The sequence below is a fragment of the Streptomyces sp. NPDC056948 genome (assembly GCF_042674225.1).
GTDB classification, from domain to species: domain Bacteria; phylum Actinomycetota; class Actinomycetes; order Streptomycetales; family Streptomycetaceae; genus Streptomyces; species Streptomyces purpurascens.
On record NZ_JBHUQX010000217.1, the window covers coordinates 787 to 15,498 of the forward strand.

At 70.4% G+C, this 14,712-nt stretch carries 14 protein-coding genes and 1 pseudogene; all 15 read right to left on the reverse strand.

Annotated features, from left to right (window positions below; translation table 11 throughout):
• Positions 1-268 (reverse strand): annotated as a pseudogene (locus ACFTZL_RS25980) (elongation factor P); the annotation flags it as partial.
• Positions 269-321: 53 nt separating this feature from the next.
• Positions 322-1,431, reverse strand: coding sequence for an aminopeptidase P family protein (locus ACFTZL_RS25985; protein ID WP_382587346.1), 1,110 nt, complete (start codon positions 1,429-1,431; stop codon positions 322-324).
• Between the two features lie 67 nt (positions 1,432-1,498).
• Positions 1,499-2,362 carry a Pro-rich N-terminal domain-containing protein gene (locus ACFTZL_RS25990; RefSeq protein WP_382587349.1) on the reverse strand — a complete coding sequence of 288 codons (864 nt, stop codon included), beginning with the start codon at positions 2,360-2,362 and terminating at the stop codon, positions 1,499-1,501.
• A 164-nt stretch (positions 2,363-2,526) separates the two neighbouring features.
• Positions 2,527-3,618: a 3-dehydroquinate synthase gene (gene aroB / locus ACFTZL_RS25995; protein WP_382587352.1), complete on the reverse strand. Its 1,092-nt coding sequence runs from the start codon at positions 3,616-3,618 to the stop codon at positions 2,527-2,529.
• A complete protein-coding gene (locus ACFTZL_RS26000) occupies positions 3,615-4,097 on the reverse strand; it encodes a shikimate kinase (protein ID WP_382587378.1) in 483 nt (160 codons plus the stop codon). Before ACFTZL_RS26000 ends, aroB begins: the two co-directional genes overlap by 4 nt.
• A gap of 26 nt (positions 4,098-4,123) precedes the next feature.
• A complete protein-coding gene (gene aroC, locus ACFTZL_RS26005; protein WP_382587355.1) occupies positions 4,124-5,308 on the reverse strand; it encodes a chorismate synthase in 1,185 nt (394 codons plus the stop codon).
• A 140-nt stretch (positions 5,309-5,448) separates the two neighbouring features.
• Entirely contained in the window at positions 5,449-5,844 is a 396-nt protein-coding gene (locus ACFTZL_RS26010) for a hypothetical protein (protein WP_382587358.1), read from the reverse strand.
• Between the two features lie 45 nt (positions 5,845-5,889).
• Positions 5,890-6,717: a shikimate dehydrogenase gene (locus ACFTZL_RS26015; RefSeq protein ID WP_382587360.1), complete on the reverse strand. Its 828-nt coding sequence runs from the start codon at positions 6,715-6,717 to the stop codon at positions 5,890-5,892.
• Positions 6,718-6,727: 10 nt separating this feature from the next.
• On the reverse strand, positions 6,728-8,440 hold the full coding sequence (mltG, locus tag ACFTZL_RS26020) for an endolytic transglycosylase MltG (protein WP_382587363.1): 1,713 nt from the start codon (positions 8,438-8,440) through the stop codon (positions 6,728-6,730).
• Between the two features lie 121 nt (positions 8,441-8,561).
• Positions 8,562-9,026 (reverse strand): Holliday junction resolvase RuvX, encoded by a 465-nt coding sequence (gene ruvX, locus ACFTZL_RS26025; protein WP_382497604.1) that lies wholly within the window; start codon positions 9,024-9,026, stop codon positions 8,562-8,564.
• 17 nt (positions 9,027-9,043) lie between these two features.
• Complete coding sequence (alaS, locus tag ACFTZL_RS26030) at positions 9,044-11,716, reverse strand: alanine--tRNA ligase (RefSeq protein ID WP_382587366.1); 2,673 nt, start codon at positions 11,714-11,716, stop codon at positions 9,044-9,046.
• On the reverse strand, positions 11,716-12,066 hold the full coding sequence (locus ACFTZL_RS26035; RefSeq protein ID WP_382587369.1) for a hypothetical protein: 351 nt from the start codon (positions 12,064-12,066) through the stop codon (positions 11,716-11,718). Before ACFTZL_RS26035 ends, alaS begins: the two co-directional genes overlap by 1 nt.
• Positions 12,067-12,075: 9 nt before the next feature.
• Positions 12,076-12,516, reverse strand: a complete 441-nt coding sequence (locus ACFTZL_RS26040; protein WP_382587372.1) for a DUF948 domain-containing protein — start codon at positions 12,514-12,516, stop codon at positions 12,076-12,078.
• A 189-nt stretch (positions 12,517-12,705) separates the two neighbouring features.
• Positions 12,706-13,320 (reverse strand): 30S ribosomal protein S4, encoded by a 615-nt coding sequence (gene rpsD / locus ACFTZL_RS26045; RefSeq protein ID WP_193480208.1) that lies wholly within the window; start codon positions 13,318-13,320, stop codon positions 12,706-12,708.
• A 297-nt stretch (positions 13,321-13,617) separates the two neighbouring features.
• Positions 13,618-14,712, reverse strand: a 1,095-nt coding sequence (locus tag ACFTZL_RS26050) for a replication-associated recombination protein A (RefSeq protein WP_382587375.1), incomplete at its 5' end; no start/stop codon positions are given.

Sequence of the window (14,712 nt, forward strand, 5' to 3'; positions counted from 1 at the left end):
CAAAGGTCTCCATGTCCATGAAGACGAAGTACTCGCCGTCCATGTAGGAGAACTGCATGTCACGCTTGTCGACGGTGGCCGTCTCGACCTTGACGCCGGCGTTGAACGTCTTGTCGACGACCTTGCCGGAAAGCACGTTCTTCAGCTTGGTGCGCACGAAGGCCGGGCCCTTGCCGGGCTTGACGTGCTGGAACTCGACGACGGACCAGAGCTGGCCGCCTTCGAGCTTGAGCACCAGGCCGTTCTTGAGGTCGTTCGTGGAAGCCACGGTTGCGGAATCTCCTGGACTGACGTACGACCCTGGGGCACGCACCTGCCTACCTACAGGGCGAGCAGCTCCTTGGTCGTGATGGTGAGTAGCTCGGGTCCGCCGTCCGCCTCGGGGCGAACGACGAGCGTGTCATCGATCCGGACACCACCCCGGCCCGGGAGGTGGACCCCCGGTTCGACGGTGACCGGCACGCAAGCGTCCAGTTTACCCATGGCCGCGGGACTCAATTGAGGGTCCTCGTCGATTTCGAGCCCGACCCCGTGTCCGGTCAGGGCCGTGAGGCCCTCCGTGTACCCCGCGGAGTCCAGCACCTGGCGTGCGGCCCGGTCGACGTCCCGGCAGGCGGCGCCGGGTACCAGGCTCTCACGTCCGGCGCGCTGGGCGGCGAAGACCAGGTCGTACAGCTCGATCTGCCAGTCCGCGGGAGCCGTGCCGATGACGAACGTACGGCCGATCTCACAGCGGTAGCCGCGATACGTCGCGCCGAGACAGACGGAAAGGAAGTCGCCCTCTTCGACACGGCGGTCGGTGGGCCGGTGCCCGGGGCGGCCGGCGTTGGGCCCGGTGGCGACGGAAGTCGGGAAGGCCGGTCCGTCGGCCCCGTGGTCGACGAGGCGTCTTTCGAGCTCCAGGGCGAGATGGCGCTCGGTCCGGCCGACGAGGATGGACTCCAGCAGTTCGCCCAGGGCCTGGTCGGCGATCTCGGCGCCGATGCGGAGGCAGGAGATCTCCTCCTCGTCCTTGACCACCCTGAGCTGCTCGACGACGCAGCCGAGGCCCGTCAGGCGCAGTCGGGGGGCGACCGAGCCGAGGGCGCGGTGCCGGGCCACGGTGAGGTGGTGCTCCTCCACGGCGAGGGAGTCGGCGCCCTGTCTCGTGGCGAGGCCGGCGGCCGCGACGGCCGGGTCGCCGCCGCCGGATCCGGGCAGGTTCTGGACGCGCAGGGCCTCGTCGGGGCGCTCCTGGGTGGAGCGGCCTTCGATCGGGCCGGCACACACCAGGAGGTCCTCGGTCTTGCCCAGCAGCAGAACGGCGCCATGCGGGGCGGGGCCCGCGAGATAGCGCACGTTGGCGGGGCGGGAGACCAGCGCCGCCGCGCTGCCGCCCGCGTTGCAGTATTCCCTCAGACGCGTCCGGCGGGCCGCGTACACCTCTGACATGACCCGAGCGTATGAGCTTCGCGGGTTCGGCGCCGTTCGGGAGAGGCCGAGTGGGGCAGCGGGGCGGCTACCACTGGGGCGGGCTGGCGATGGAGCGGGACAGGACGTCGTTCAGGACCTGGGCCGTCTGCGGGATGTCGAGCTGGGAGTTGTCGATGATCGGGAGGCCCGAGCCGTACCAGCCGGCCATGCGGCCGTGGATGCGGGCGACCTCGTCGTCGCTGAGGCGGCGGTTGCCGGAGCGTTCGGCGTTGCGCTCCAGGACGATCTCCAGGCCCGGCAGGAGGACGACCGGCAGCAGGCCCGGCCCGACGTGTCGCTTCCAGCCGCCGAGGCCGACGACGGGCCGGTCGGGGAAGACGGCGTCGTCGAGGATGCAGGAGATCCCGTTGGCCAGGAAGTTCCGCGCGGCGAAGCCGCAGGTGCGGCGGGCGAGGCGGTACTGCGCTTCCGAGTTGTCGTTCCACCCGGACTGGGGGTCGGCGAAGCCCGAGCGGACCCATTCGCGTACGTCGTCGAGGCTGATGTGGGCCGTGGGGATCCGGCGATGGTCCGCCCAGTACTTGGCGACGCTGGTCTTCCCGGCACCCGCGGGGCCGATGAGCAGCACCGCGAGCGTCGTGCCCGTCAGGTCGGGGCCCGCCGCGGCGGGCGGCGCGCTGGGCATGGCGACCGGACCGCCCGGCGGCAGCGGCACATGACCGGTGGTGTCCGGCGCGGCGGGAGCGGAGACCTGATGCGGAGGTGAGGCCGGCCCGGGCGGTGGCGCGGGGTATCCCGGTGCCGGGGGCGGCGGGGGCACGGGGGCGGAGCCCTGGTGCGCGCCCGGGTGGTGCGAACCCGGGTGGTGTGCGGCCGGCGACCAGCCGGCGGCCGGTCCCTGCCCCGGCTGGTGGGGCGGCGGCAGCGGAGAACCCACTGCGTGCTGCATCCGGTGCCACTCCGTCTCGTACAGGCGATGGGCGCTGACTGCGGGGGCGGAACCCGCTGCTACCGAACGGTACCGCCCCCGGCGATCGTTGTGTGAACGGCCGGGGGCGGTCCGAAGTGCCCGGCGCCGTAAGGCTGTTTCGGGCGGAAGGAGCGCGGGAGGACTTACTGCCCCACTTCGCCGTACGCGGCGAGCAGCACGGCCGGGTCGGGTCCCTCCAGGACGGTGGGCTTGGCCAGACCGTCGAGGACGATGAAGCGCAGCAGGTCGCCGCGGGACTTCTTGTCGACCTTCATGGTCTCCAGCAGCTTGGGCCACTGGTCGTGGCGGTAGTACAGCGGCAGGCCGACCGCTTCGAGGACGGTGCGGTGGCGGTCGGCCGTGGCGTCGTCCAACCGGCCTGCCAGGCGGCCGAGTTCGGCGGCGAAGTGCATCCCCACGGACACGGCCGCGCCGTGGCGCCACTTGTAGCGCTCGTTCTTCTCGATGGCGTGGCCGAGCGTGTGGCCGTAGTTGAGGATCTCGCGCAGGCCCGACTCCTTCAGGTCGGACGACACCACGTCGGCCTTCACCCGGATGGAGCGCTCGATGAGCTCGGCGGTGTGCCGGCCGGCCGGGGTGCGGGCGGCCTCGGGGTCGGACTCGATGAGGTCGAGGATCACCGGGTCGGCGATGAAGCCGGCCTTGATGACCTCCGCGAGCCCGGAGACGTAGTCGTTGACCGGCAGGGAGTCCAGCGCGGCCAGGTCGCAGAGCACACCGGCGGGCGGGTGGAAGGCACCCACCAGGTTCTTGCCCTCGGCGGTGTTGATGCCGGTCTTGCCGCCGACGGCCGCGTCGACCATGGCCAGCACGGTGGTCGGGATCGCGATCCAGCGCACCCCGCGGAGCCAGGTGGCGGCCACGAACCCGGCGAGGTCCGTGGTCGCGCCGCCGCCGACACCGACGATGACGTCCGTGCGCGTGAACCCGGACTGGCCCAGCGCCTTCCAGCAGTAGGCGGCGACCTCGGCGGTCTTGGCCTCCTCCGCGTTGGGCACCTGGATGGCGACCACTTCGTAGCCCTGCTCGGCCAGGTCGGCGCGCAGGGCGTCACCGGTCTCGGCCAGGGCCTCGGGGTGCACGATCGCGACCCGTTTGGTCCTGCCGCCGATCAACCCGGCCAGTTCGCCCAGCAGTTGCCGGCCCACCAGGACCTCGTAGGGCTCGGTGCCCGCCGTGCCGCCGATCTGGATCCGCGTCACTGCCTCGCTCATGCTTCCTTCAACTCCAGTGCGTCCAGGGCGACTTCGGTGACCTCTTCGGGCGTACGGCCATCGGTGGCGACGACGGCCGTGGCGACCTCCTCGTACAGGTGCCGACGGGCCTCCATCAGCTCGCGCCACTGCTTGCGCGGGTTGATGGCGAGCAGCGGCCGGGCCGCGTTGAGGCCGGTGCGCTTGACCGCCTCCTCGACGTCCATCGACAGGTACACCACCCGCTGCCCGGCGAGCAGCTCGCGGGTGTCCTGGTCGAGGACGGCGCCGCCTCCCAGGGCCAGCACACCGTCGTGCCCGGCCAGCGCCTCGCGCACGGCCTGCTTCTCGATCGCGCGGAAGGCGGCCTCGCCCTCCTCCACGAAGATCTCGGCGATCGTCCGGCCCTGCGCGGCGACGATGTCGTCGTCGGTGTCCCGGTATCCGGCCCCGAGCCGCTCGGCCAGCGACTGTCCGACGGTGGACTTGCCCACGCCCATCGGGCCGACCAGCACGATCAGCGGGGTCACCGGATGGCCAGGTTGTCGAGGTAGGACCGGACGTTGCGGCCGGTCTCGGCCACGCTGTCGCCGCCGAACTTCTCGGCCACCGCGTCCGCGAGGACGAGGGCGACCATCGCCTCGGCGACGATGCCGGCCGCCGGCACCGCGCACACGTCGGAGCGCTGGTGGTGGGCGGCCGTCGCCTCACCGGTCACGACGTCCACCGTCTTGAGCGCCCGCGGGACGGTCGCGATCGGCTTCATGGCCGCCCGCACCCGCAGCAGCTCACCGGTGGTCAGCCCGCCCTCGGTGCCGCCGGAGCGGCCGGAGGTGCGCCGGATGCCTTCGTCGGTGGTCACGATCTCGTCGTGGGCCTTGGAGCCGGGCACCCGCGCCAGGTCGAAGCCGTCGCCGACCTCCACACCCTTGATCGCCTGGATGCCCATGAGGGCCGCGGCCAGCCGGGCGTCGAGACGCCGGTCCCAGTGCACGTGCGAACCGAGGCCGACCGGCACGTCGTAGGCCAGCACCTCGACCACACCGCCGAGGGTGTCGCCGTCCTTGTGGGCCTGGTCGATCTCGGCGACCATCGCCTTCGACGCGTCGGCGTCCAGGCAGCGCACCGGGTCCGCGTCCAGCTTCTCCACGTCCGCCGGCGTCGGGTACACGCCGTACGGCGCCTTCGCGGCCGCCAGCTCCACCACGTGGGAGACGATCTCGATGCCGGCCGTCTCCTTCAGGTACGACCGGGCCACCGCGCCGAGGGCCACACGGGCCGCGGTCTCACGCGCCGAGGCGCGCTCCAGGATCGGCCGGGCCTCGTCGAAGCCGTACTTCTGCATGCCGGCGAGGTCGGCGTGGCCGGGCCGCGGGCGGGTCAGCGGGGCGTTGCGGGCCAGCCCGCCGAGGATCTCGGGGTCGACCGGGTCGGCCGCCATGACCTGTTCCCACTTCGGCCACTCGGTGTTGCCCACCATGACCGCGACCGGGGAGCCGAGGGTGAGGCCGTGCCGGACGCCGCCGAGGAAGGTGATCTCGTCGCGCTCGAACTTCATCCGGGCGCCGCGCCCATAGCCCAGGCGCCGCCTCGCGAGATGGTCCGCCACCATGTCCGTGGTGATCGGCACGCCGGCGGGCAGACCCTCCAGCGTCGCGACGAGTGCGGGACCGTGGGACTCCCCAGCGGTCAGCCAGCGCAACCTGCTCAACGGTGCTCCTCAGTGCTCGCGCCCGTACTGCCCTGCGTACGCGCGTCATCTCGTACGGCGACGGCCGGACCGGGTGCGCGGCCCCGGTCCGCCACCTACGATCCTCCCACGTCCGGAGCGCGGACCCGGCCGCCGGTCCATCAGGCGGACGAGGCCGGGCCGCCGGTCTGCCGCTGCGGCGCGTACGCGCCGAGGAAGTCCGCACCGCTCGGCTGCTGCGCGGACTGCGCCTGCTGCGGCGCGTAGGCGCCCAGGTAGTCGGCCCCACTGCCCTGCCGCGGTGCCTGCTGAGGTGCGTACTCCCCCAGGTGGTCCGCTCCGCGGCCCTGCCCGTAGTGGGCCGCCGCGTGGACGGGCTGCCCGCTCCGCACGGCCCGCCGGTAGGCGATCTTGCGCTTGATCTTGACCGCCCAGGACGCGAGGACCGCGAGCACGATCAGGGCGATCACCGTGATCTGCACCCAGTCGGGCAGGAATCCCAGCAGGGACTCGAATATCTGGGACTTCGCGGACGCCTGAGGCACGCCTGTGGACATGGTTCGTCATCCCCCCTGTTCCGCCCCCTGCGGAACGAGCGGAGCTTATCGGGCCGCGAGAGCGCGTTCGCCCGCTTTTCGCATGGCGTCCAGGGGGGCCGGGGCCTGTCCCGTCATCTGCTCGACCTGTAGCACGGCCTGGTGCACCAGCAGGTCGAGGCCGCTGACGACCGCGCCGCCGTACGCCGACCAGCGGGCGGCGAGGACCGTCGGCCAGGGGTCGTAGAGGACGTCGAAGAGGGCCGCCGGCCGCTCTGGCACGGACCGGGCGAGGGCGTCGGTGACACCGGCCGGCGTGGTGCTGATCACCAGCGGGGCCCGCAGGGCCTGCTCGGCGTCCGCCCAGTCGGCGATGCGCACCGGGACCTCGAGCCGCTCGGCCCATTGCCGCATCTCGGCGGCCCGGGCCTCGCTGCGGACGTACACGGCGATCTCGCCGGGGCAGATCCGCGACAGCGCGGCCAGCGCGGACGAGGCGGTGGCACCCGCGCCGAGGACCGCGGCGGCCTCGACCTTGTCGATGCCGTGCTCTCGCAAAGCCGCGACCATGCCGGGGATGTCGGTGTTGTCACCGGTCCGGCGGCCGTCCCGGGTGCAGACCACCGTGTTGACCGCGTCGACCGAGGCCGCTGTCTCGCTGATTCCGTCGAGCAGCGGGATCACGGCGCGCTTCAGCGGCATGGTCAGCGAGAGCCCCGCCCACTCGGCACCGAGCGTCTCGAAGAACCCGGGCAGGGCGGCCTCGTCGACCTCGAACCTGTCGTACGTCCAGCCGCTCAGTCCCAACTCCTCGTAGGCCGTGCGGTGCAGGACCGGGGAGAGCGAGTGGGCGATCGGGGAGCCGAGTACGGCGGCCCGGCGTGGTGCGGCCATCAGGGTTTCCTCAGTTGTTCCGCGAGGCGTTGAACTTGTCGACCAGCTTCTGGTGCTCGGCGTTGGTCTTGGTGAACTCACTGGTCTTGCCGTCCAGCGAGATGAAGTAGTACCAGCCGTCGTCCGTCGGGTTGAGGGCGCCCTTGATCGCGTCCTCGCCGGGATTGTCGATCGGCCCGGGCGTCAGCCCCTTGTGGAAGTACGTGTTGTACGGGTTGTCGTAGGTCCGCAGCTCGCTCAGGCTCAGGTCGATCTTGCTCTGGTTCTTGATGTAGTTGTACGTGGAGTCGAACTCCAGCAAGCCGTTGGTCTGCGGGTTTCCGGGCTTCATCCGGTTGTAGACGACCTCGGCCATCTTGCGGAAGTCCGCGTGGCTGGTGCCCTCGGCCTGAACCATGCTCGCGACCGTGATCAGCTGCCAGGGGTCTTCGAGGCCGAGGCTCGTGGCCTTCTTCTCCACCCCGAGCTTCTCGTAGGTCTCGGTGGCCCGTGTCACCATCTGCTTCAGCACGCCTTCGGGCTTCTGCCCCTTGGCGATGCCGTAACTGGAGGGGTAGAGGAACCCTTCCAGCGGGTCCTTGACGTTCGGTTGGTTCAGCGCCCAGGCGGGCAGGCCGAGCTTCTTGTAGTCCTTCTTGGCGACCGCGGCGGTGGTGCCGTCCTTGACCTCCAGCCGCTTGTCGATGAGCCGATAGATGTCGGCGTTGCGCTTGCCCTCGGCGATGATCAGGTTGTCGCGGCTCTCCGGACTGAGCATCAGTTCGACCGCACTGTCGGCCGACATTTGCTTCTGCAGCGTGTACACGCCGTCCTGGATGGCATTGCCGTTGGAATTGTTCGCCTGAGCCGTGACGAAAGCGTCGACGCTCTTGACGACGCCGGCGTCCTTCAGCACCTGCCCGATCTCGTAGCCACCCGCTCCCCTGGGGATCTCGACGGTGACCTGTTTCCCGCTGCCGTCGCCCGCGAAGTCCGGGGCGTCGCCGAAACGATCCTGGTAGAACTGGTAGCCGAACCAGCCGGCGCCTGCCACGCCTCCGCCGAGGATGAGGACGACCACCAGGCAGGCCATTCCGCTGCGGCGCTTCTTGGGTTTGCCGCCGCGACCCCGCTGCTCGTCGCGTCGGCGGCGGTCCCCCGGCTCCTCGCCGTCGTCATCGTCGTCGCCGCCCGCGAAGAAGGCGTGCTCGCCCTGGTCGGGGCCGGGGTCCCAGTCGGGCTCGGGCTCCGGCTCGGCCCGGCGCCGGCCGGGCGGCTCCGGCGGCGGATACGCGTCGGGTGTGCCGTAGTAGTCGGACTGGCCTCCGCCGTAGGCGCCGGCCTGCTGCTGCCCGTACGGGTCGGCGGGGTCGCCCGGATACGAGACCTGCTGGTGCGTGCCGGTGGCCCACCCGCCGTTGTCGTACTGCTGCTGGTGGTACCCCGGGTCCTGCGGGTGACCGTGGTCCCCCTGCCCCGGGTACTGCTGATGCCCTTGAGCCTGTGCCGCGTACTGCTGGCCGTACTGGTAGTGCTGCTGCGCCTGACCGTATCCGGCCTGCTCACCGGTGCCCCAGTCGCCGTACTGCGACTGCTGCGGCTGCTCTGGATAGTGCTGTGGCTGGCCGCCGTAGGGGGATTGCTGACCCGGGTGGGCCTGCTCTCCTCCCCATCCGCCGTCCCCGTACAACGGGTCCTCCGGATGCCACGGTTCGGAGCCTTGGCCCCGGCCATACTCAGTCATCGATCCCCTAGAGCCGCGAGGCGGCGGTCGCTCGGCTTCCGGCCGGGCTCCCGTCCGCCTCTCTCTGGTGCGTCAGCTGTTCGAACACCGGCGCATCGCGCGGAACGTTACCGTATCGCGATCAGATGACCACTTCGACGCCTTCGCCGGGTGCTTTACCTGACACCCGTTCGGATTCAAGCGCCTGCTGGAGGATGACCACCGCAGCTGCCTGGTCGATCACGGAGCGGCCCTTCTTGGACTTCACACCGGAAGCGCGCAGTCCCTGACTGGCCGTCACCGTGGTCATACGTTCGTCAATGAGTCTGACCGGAACCGGGGCGATCATGCGGGCCAGTTCCTGGACGAAGGCACGGACCTTGACCGCGGCCGGGCCCTCGCCCCCCTTGAGGGAGCGCGGGAGTCCGACGACGACCTCGAGCGGCTCGTACTCCTCGACGAGTTGCTTCAACCGCCGCTGAGCTGCGGGGATGTCACGCCCCGGGACTGTCTCCACCGGGGTTGCGAGGATCCCGTCGGGGTCGCACGAGGCGACCCCGATGCGGGCGTCCCCGACGTCGATTGCGAGTCGACGTCCTCTGCGCATCTTTCCTGACCCGTTTCTTACTTGGCCGTCTCGGCGACCAGGCGCTGGACGGCGTCGACGGCGTCACCGACGGCAGCCGGGTTCTGGCCGCCGCCCTGGGCGACGTCCGGCTTGCCGCCACCGCCGCCGCCGAGGGTCTTGGCGGCCGTGCGGACCAGGTCGCCGGCCTTGAGGCCGCGCTCTCGGGCGGCCTCGTTGGTGGCGATGACCGTGAGCGGCTTACCGTTCGCCACCGTGAACAGAGCCACCACGGCGGCCCGTCCACCCTGGATGCGTCCGCGCACGTCGAGCACGAGCTTGCGCAGGTCGTCGGCGGTCGTGCCGTCCGGGACCTGACCCGTCACGACAGCAATGCCACGGACGTCCTTGGCGGACTCGGCGAGACCGGCGGCGGCCTGGAGGACCTTCTCGGCGCGGAACTTCTCGATCTCCTTCTCGGCGTCCTTCAGCTTGCCGAGCATGGCGGAGACCTTTTCCGGGAGCTCCTCCGGACGGCCCTTGATCAGCTCCTGGAGCTGGGCGACGACCGTGTGCTCACGGGCGAGGAAGTTGTAGGCGTCGACACCGACCAGGGCCTCGATGCGGCGGACACCGGAGCCGATGGAGGATTCGCCGAGCAGCTTCACCAGGCCGAGCTGGGCGGTGTTGTGTACATGCGTGCCGCCGCACAGCTCCTTGGAGAAGTCACCGATGGTCACCACGCGCACACGGTCGCCGTACTTCTCGCCGAACTCGGCGATGGCGCCGGCCTTCTTGGCCTCGTCGATGCCCATGACGTCGGCGCGCACGTCCAGATCGCGGGAGAGGACCTCGTTGATCCGCTGCTCGACGTCGGTCATCACGGCCGTGGGAACGGCGGACGGCGAGCCGAAGTCGAAGCGGAAGCGGCCGGGCTGGTTCTCGGAACCGGCCTGGGCGGCCGTCGGGCCGAGGGCGTCGCGCAGCGCCTGGTGGGTGAGGTGCGTGGCCGAGTGGGCGCGGGCGATGGCCGTGCGGCGACGGGAGTCGATCGAGGCATGGGCCGTGGCGCCGACGGTGACCTCGCCGACCTGGACGACGCCCTTGTGGACGTACACGCCCGGGACCGGCTTCTGACAGTCGCGGATCTCGATGACGGCACCCGTGTCGACCTTGATCCGGCCGGTGTCACCGATCTGGCCGCCGCCCTCGGCGTAGAACGGGGTGCGGTCGAGGACGATCTCGACCTCGTCGCCCTCGGTGGCGGCCGGGGAGGAGGCGCCGTCGACGAGAATGCCCACGATCGTCGACTCGCCCTCGGTGGCGGTGTAGCCGATGAAGTCGGTGGCACCGGCCTTGTCGGCGATCTCGCGGTAGGCGCCGGTGCCGGCGTGGCCGGTCTTCTTGGCCTGGGCGTCGGCCTTGGCGCGCTCCCGCTGCTCCTTCATCAGACGGCGGAAGCCGTCCTCGTCCACGGAGAGGCCCTGCTCGGCGGCCATCTCCAGGGTGAGGTCGATCGGGAAGCCCCAGGTGTCGTGGAGCAGGAAGGCCTTGTCGCCGGGCAGGACGGTGCCGCCGGAGGCCTTGGTGTCGGTGACGGCCGTGTCGAGGATGTTGGTGCCGGCCTTCAGCGTCTTGAGGAAGGCGTTCTCCTCGGCGACGGCGACCTTCTCGATGCGCTCGCGGTCCGTGATGAGCTCGGGATACTGCTGGCCCATCATGCCGATCACGGTGTCGATCAGGTCCTTGACGACCGGACCGGTGGCACCGAGCAGACGCATGTTGCGGATGGCGCGGCGCATGATGCGCCGCAGCACATAGCCACGGCCCTCGTTGCCCGGGGTGACGCCGTCGCCGATGAGCATCACGGAGGTGCGCATGTGGTCCGTGACCACCCGCAGGGACACGTCCGAGTCGTGGGCGTCGCCGTAGCGGACGCCGGTCAGCTCGGTGGCCTTGTCGATGACGGCCATCGAGGTGTCGATCTCGTACATGTTCTGCACGCCTTGCAGAATCATGGCGAGGCGCTCGAGGCCGAGGCCGGTGTCGATGTTCTGGCTCGGGAGGTCACCGAGGATCTCGAAGTTGTCCTTGCCGATGCCCTCGCCGCGCTCGTACTGCATGAAGACGAGGTTCCAGATCTCCACATACCGCTCGTCGTTGACGGCGGGGCCGCCCTCGACGCCGAACTCGGGGCCGCGGTCGTAGTTGATCTCGGAACAGGGGCCGCAGGGTCCGGGGACGCCCATCGACCAGTAGTTGTCCTTCATGCCGAGGCGCTGGATGCGCTCCTTCGGCACGCCGACGACGTCGTGCCAGATGCGCTCGGCCTCGTCGTCGTCCTTGTAGACGGTGATCCACAGGCGCTCGGGGTCGAGGCCGTAACCGCCCTTGTCCTGGGAGCCGGTGAGCAGCTCCCAGGCGTACTTGATGGCGCCTTCCTTGAAGTAGTCGCCGAAGGAGAAGTTGCCGCACATCTGGAAGAACGTGCCGTGCCGGGTGGTCTTGCCGACCTCTTCGATGTCCGGCGTGCGGACGCACTTCTGCACGCTGGTGGCGCGCGCGTACGGCGGCTTGACCTCACCCAGGAAGTAGGGCTTGAAGGGCACCATGCCGGCCGGGACGAGGAGCAGAGTCGGGTCGTCCGCGATGAGCGACGCCGAAGGGACGACGGTGTGACCGCGCTCCTCGAAGAAGCTCAACCAGCGGCGGCGAATCTCAGCCGACTCCATCAGTGGTCCTCATTCCGGTTGTACGAGTACGTCGTCCTGTCGCTGTCGACGTACTTCGGGTTGCTGCGGTTCTCGATGGCGGTGTACCGCCGGGGTGCGGGGAGTTCGGGGTCGCTGTTGATGCCCAGGACATCCCCCAGCTCTTCCTCCCGCTGGGCCATGTTGTCCCGGACGTCGAGCGCGAAGTCGACCGCGCGGTCCTTGAGCCGGTGGCCGGCCTCGATCGCCTTGTTGCCCGCGGCTCTGGCGAGGCTCTCGGGCGTCAGCTGCTTCAGCTTGCGGTTGACCTTGGTGGTGGCCCACACGCCGGCGGCGACGCCCGTGGTGAACCAGAAGGTACGGCGGAACATCGCTTGCTCTCAGTCCCTCTTCCGTCGGGCGCTGCGTCGAGAGATCGTGCGGCCCACGATCACGGTACGCCTGGACGCCTTGGCGGACACGTCCTCTTTGCGGCCGCCGAGGGCCCGGCGCACGCCGTAGCCGAAGGCGGCGACCTTGACCAGGGGGCCGCCGAAGGTGGAGGCGACGGTGGTCGACAGCGCGGAGGCGTTCGACGTCACCTCCTGGACGTCGGAGGCGATCGAGTCGACCCGGTCGATCTGGGTCTGCGCGGAGCGCACCGCCGAGGAGGCGTCGGCCAGCAGCGGGACGGCCTGGTCGGTCACATCCGCCACGAGCTTGGTGGTCGCCCTGAGCGTCTGGGCCAGCCTCGCCAGCGCGACGGCGAGGAAGGAGACCAGGATCGCCCAGAAGACGGCCACCAGGATTCCGGCCACCTCTCCACCGGACACTGTGTGCACCCGCTCCCTGAAACGTGCCTGAACATCTGCCTGAATACGAGAAAGTCGTGCCACGAGCCTATCGCGCCGGGGGTGCGGCTCCGTACCGGATTGCCGCCCGGCGACGGCGGATTCGCGAAAGCCCGCCGCCTCGCCCGTCCGGAAGGGACGGGGAGACGGCGGGCTGTAGTACCGCGTGCCTGCCGAGGATCAGCGGGCGTAGTACTCGACGACGAGCTGCTCGTCGCAGATCACCGGGATCTCCTTGCGGTTCGGCTCGCGGTCCAGGCGGAACGCCAGGGCCTTGAGGTTCACCTGGAGGTAGCGCGGGGTCTCACCGTCGGGGGCGAAGCCACCCTCACGGGCGATCGTGAAGAGCGTCTTCTCCTTGGAGCGGTCGCGGACCTGCACGACGTCGTCCGGACGGACACGGAAGGAGGGCTTGTCGACCTTCTTGCCGTTGACCGCGATGTGGCCGTGGACGACCATCTGGCGGGCCTGGTAGATCGTGCGGGCGATGCCCGAGCGCAGGACCAGCGCGTCGAGACGGCGCTCGAGCTCGATGATCAGGGCCTCACCGGTCTTGCCCTGGACCTTGGAGGCACGGTCGTAGGCGCGGACGAGCTGGCGCTCGGACACGTCGTACTGCGCGCGCAGACGCTGCTTCTCGAGCAGACGGACCTTGTAGTCCGAGTTCTGCTTGCGGCCGCGGCCGTGCTCACCCGGGGGGTAGGGGCGGGCCTCGAAGTACTTGACGGCCTTCGGGGTCAGCGCGATGCCGAGGGCACGCGACTTCTTGACCTTGGGGCGGGACTGGTTCGCCACTGTTTCTCTTCTCCTGGTTTCGGCTTGTCAGGGTTGTGGGAGGTCGCATCCGCAGCCGGGGAAACCCTCCGGGTCCGCTGGGGACCTGTCGGGCAGCCGCTCCCTGGTCTGGGCACATACGTGCAGCACGCGAGTGGCCCACCGGCCGGTCCCGTCGCGGGACGGGTGGTGGTGGGCTGCCCGCGACACCGTTCGACGGTGCGCGACGCTCCTGGAGCCGGTCCGAGGATCGGCTCCGGCCGACTGTCCCGTTCTGACTGCACGGGACGCGGCACTCCAGCCGAGTTTACAGGGTGCTCAGGACCGCTTTCGACCGAGGTTCTTCCGGGTCCACTCGACCGCGTCCGCGTAGCGGGCCTCGGCGCCGTGCCGGGTCGGTGTGTAGTACTCGCGGTTCTTGAGCGCGTCCGGGGCGTACTGCTGGGCGGCGATGCCCTCGGTCAGGTCGTGCGGGTAGACGTAGCCCTGGCCGTGGCCGATCTTGGTCGCGCCCTTGTAGTGGCTGTCGCGCAGGTGCGCGGGCACGGAGCCGGCGTGCCCCTTGCGTACGTCCTCCAGGGCGGCGCCGATCGCGGTGGTCGCGGCGTTGGACTTGGGCGCCAGGGCGAGGGCGATCGTGGCGTGGCTGAGGGTGAGGGCGGCCTCGGGGAAGCCGATCATGGCGACGGCCTGGGCGGCGGCTACCGCGATCGGCAGGGCGTTCGGATCGGCCAGGCCGATGTCCTCGCTGGCGGAGATCATCAGGCGGCGGGCGATGAAGCGGGGGTCCTCGCCGGCCTCGATCATCCGGGCCAGATAGTGCAGGGCGGCGTCGACGTCGGAGCCGCGGATGGACTTGATCAGGGCACTGGCCACGTCGTAGTGCTGGTCGCCGTCGCGGTCGTACTTCACGGCGGCCCGGTCGACCGTCTCCTCCAGGGTGGTCAGGCCGATCTCCGTCTCGCCCTTGTCGAGGGCGGCTCCGGCGGCCGCCTCCAGGGCGGTGAGGGCGCGGCGGGCGTCACCGCCGGCGATGCGCAGGAGGTGGCTCTCGGTCTCCTCGGGGAGGCCGACGGCGTCCTTGAGGCCCCGCTCGTCGGTGAGGGCGCGCTGGATGAGGCCCTTGATGTCGTCGTCGGTGAGCGGTTCGAGGGTGAGCAGCAGGGAGCGGGACAGCAGGGGCGAGATCACCGAGAAGTACGGGTTCTCCGTCGTCGCCGCAATCAGCGTCACCCAGCGGTTCTCGACGGCCGGGAGCAGGGAGTCCTGCTGGGCCTTGCTGAAGCGGTGGATCTCGTCGAGGAAGAGGACGGTCTCCTTGCCGTATCCGCCGGAGGCGCGGCGGGGGGGGGGGCGGGGGGCGCGGGGCCCCCAGAACCCCCCCCCGGGAGCCCCCCCAGCGAAAAAAAACGG

Excerpts from the sequence above, each read along its gene's own strand:
- ACFTZL_RS25985 (WP_382587346.1), bottom strand. The coding sequence starts at position 1,431 with ATGTCAGAGGTGTACGCGGCCCGCCGGACGCGTCTGAGGGAATACTGC.
- ACFTZL_RS25990 (WP_382587349.1), bottom strand. The coding sequence starts at position 2,362 with ATGCAGCACGCAGTGGGTTCTCCGCTGCCGCCGCCCCACCAGCCGGGG.
- aroB (WP_382587352.1), bottom strand. The coding sequence starts at position 3,618 with ATGAGCGAGGCAGTGACGCGGATCCAGATCGGCGGCACGGCGGGCACC.
- ACFTZL_RS26000 (WP_382587378.1), bottom strand. The coding sequence starts at position 4,097 with ATGGGCGTGGGCAAGTCCACCGTCGGACAGTCGCTGGCCGAGCGGCTC.
- ACFTZL_RS26010 (WP_382587358.1), bottom strand. The coding sequence starts at position 5,844 with ATGTCCACAGGCGTGCCTCAGGCGTCCGCGAAGTCCCAGATATTCGAG.
- ACFTZL_RS26015 (WP_382587360.1), bottom strand. The coding sequence starts at position 6,717 with ATGGCCGCACCACGCCGGGCCGCCGTACTCGGCTCCCCGATCGCCCAC.
- mltG (WP_382587363.1), bottom strand. The coding sequence starts at position 8,440 with ATGACTGAGTATGGCCGGGGCCAAGGCTCCGAACCGTGGCATCCGGAG.
- ruvX (WP_382497604.1), bottom strand. The coding sequence starts at position 9,026 with ATGCGCAGAGGACGTCGACTCGCAATCGACGTCGGGGACGCCCGCATC.
- alaS (WP_382587366.1), bottom strand. The coding sequence starts at position 11,716 with ATGGAGTCGGCTGAGATTCGCCGCCGCTGGTTGAGCTTCTTCGAGGAG.
- ACFTZL_RS26035 (WP_382587369.1), bottom strand. The coding sequence starts at position 12,066 with ATGTTCCGCCGTACCTTCTGGTTCACCACGGGCGTCGCCGCCGGCGTG.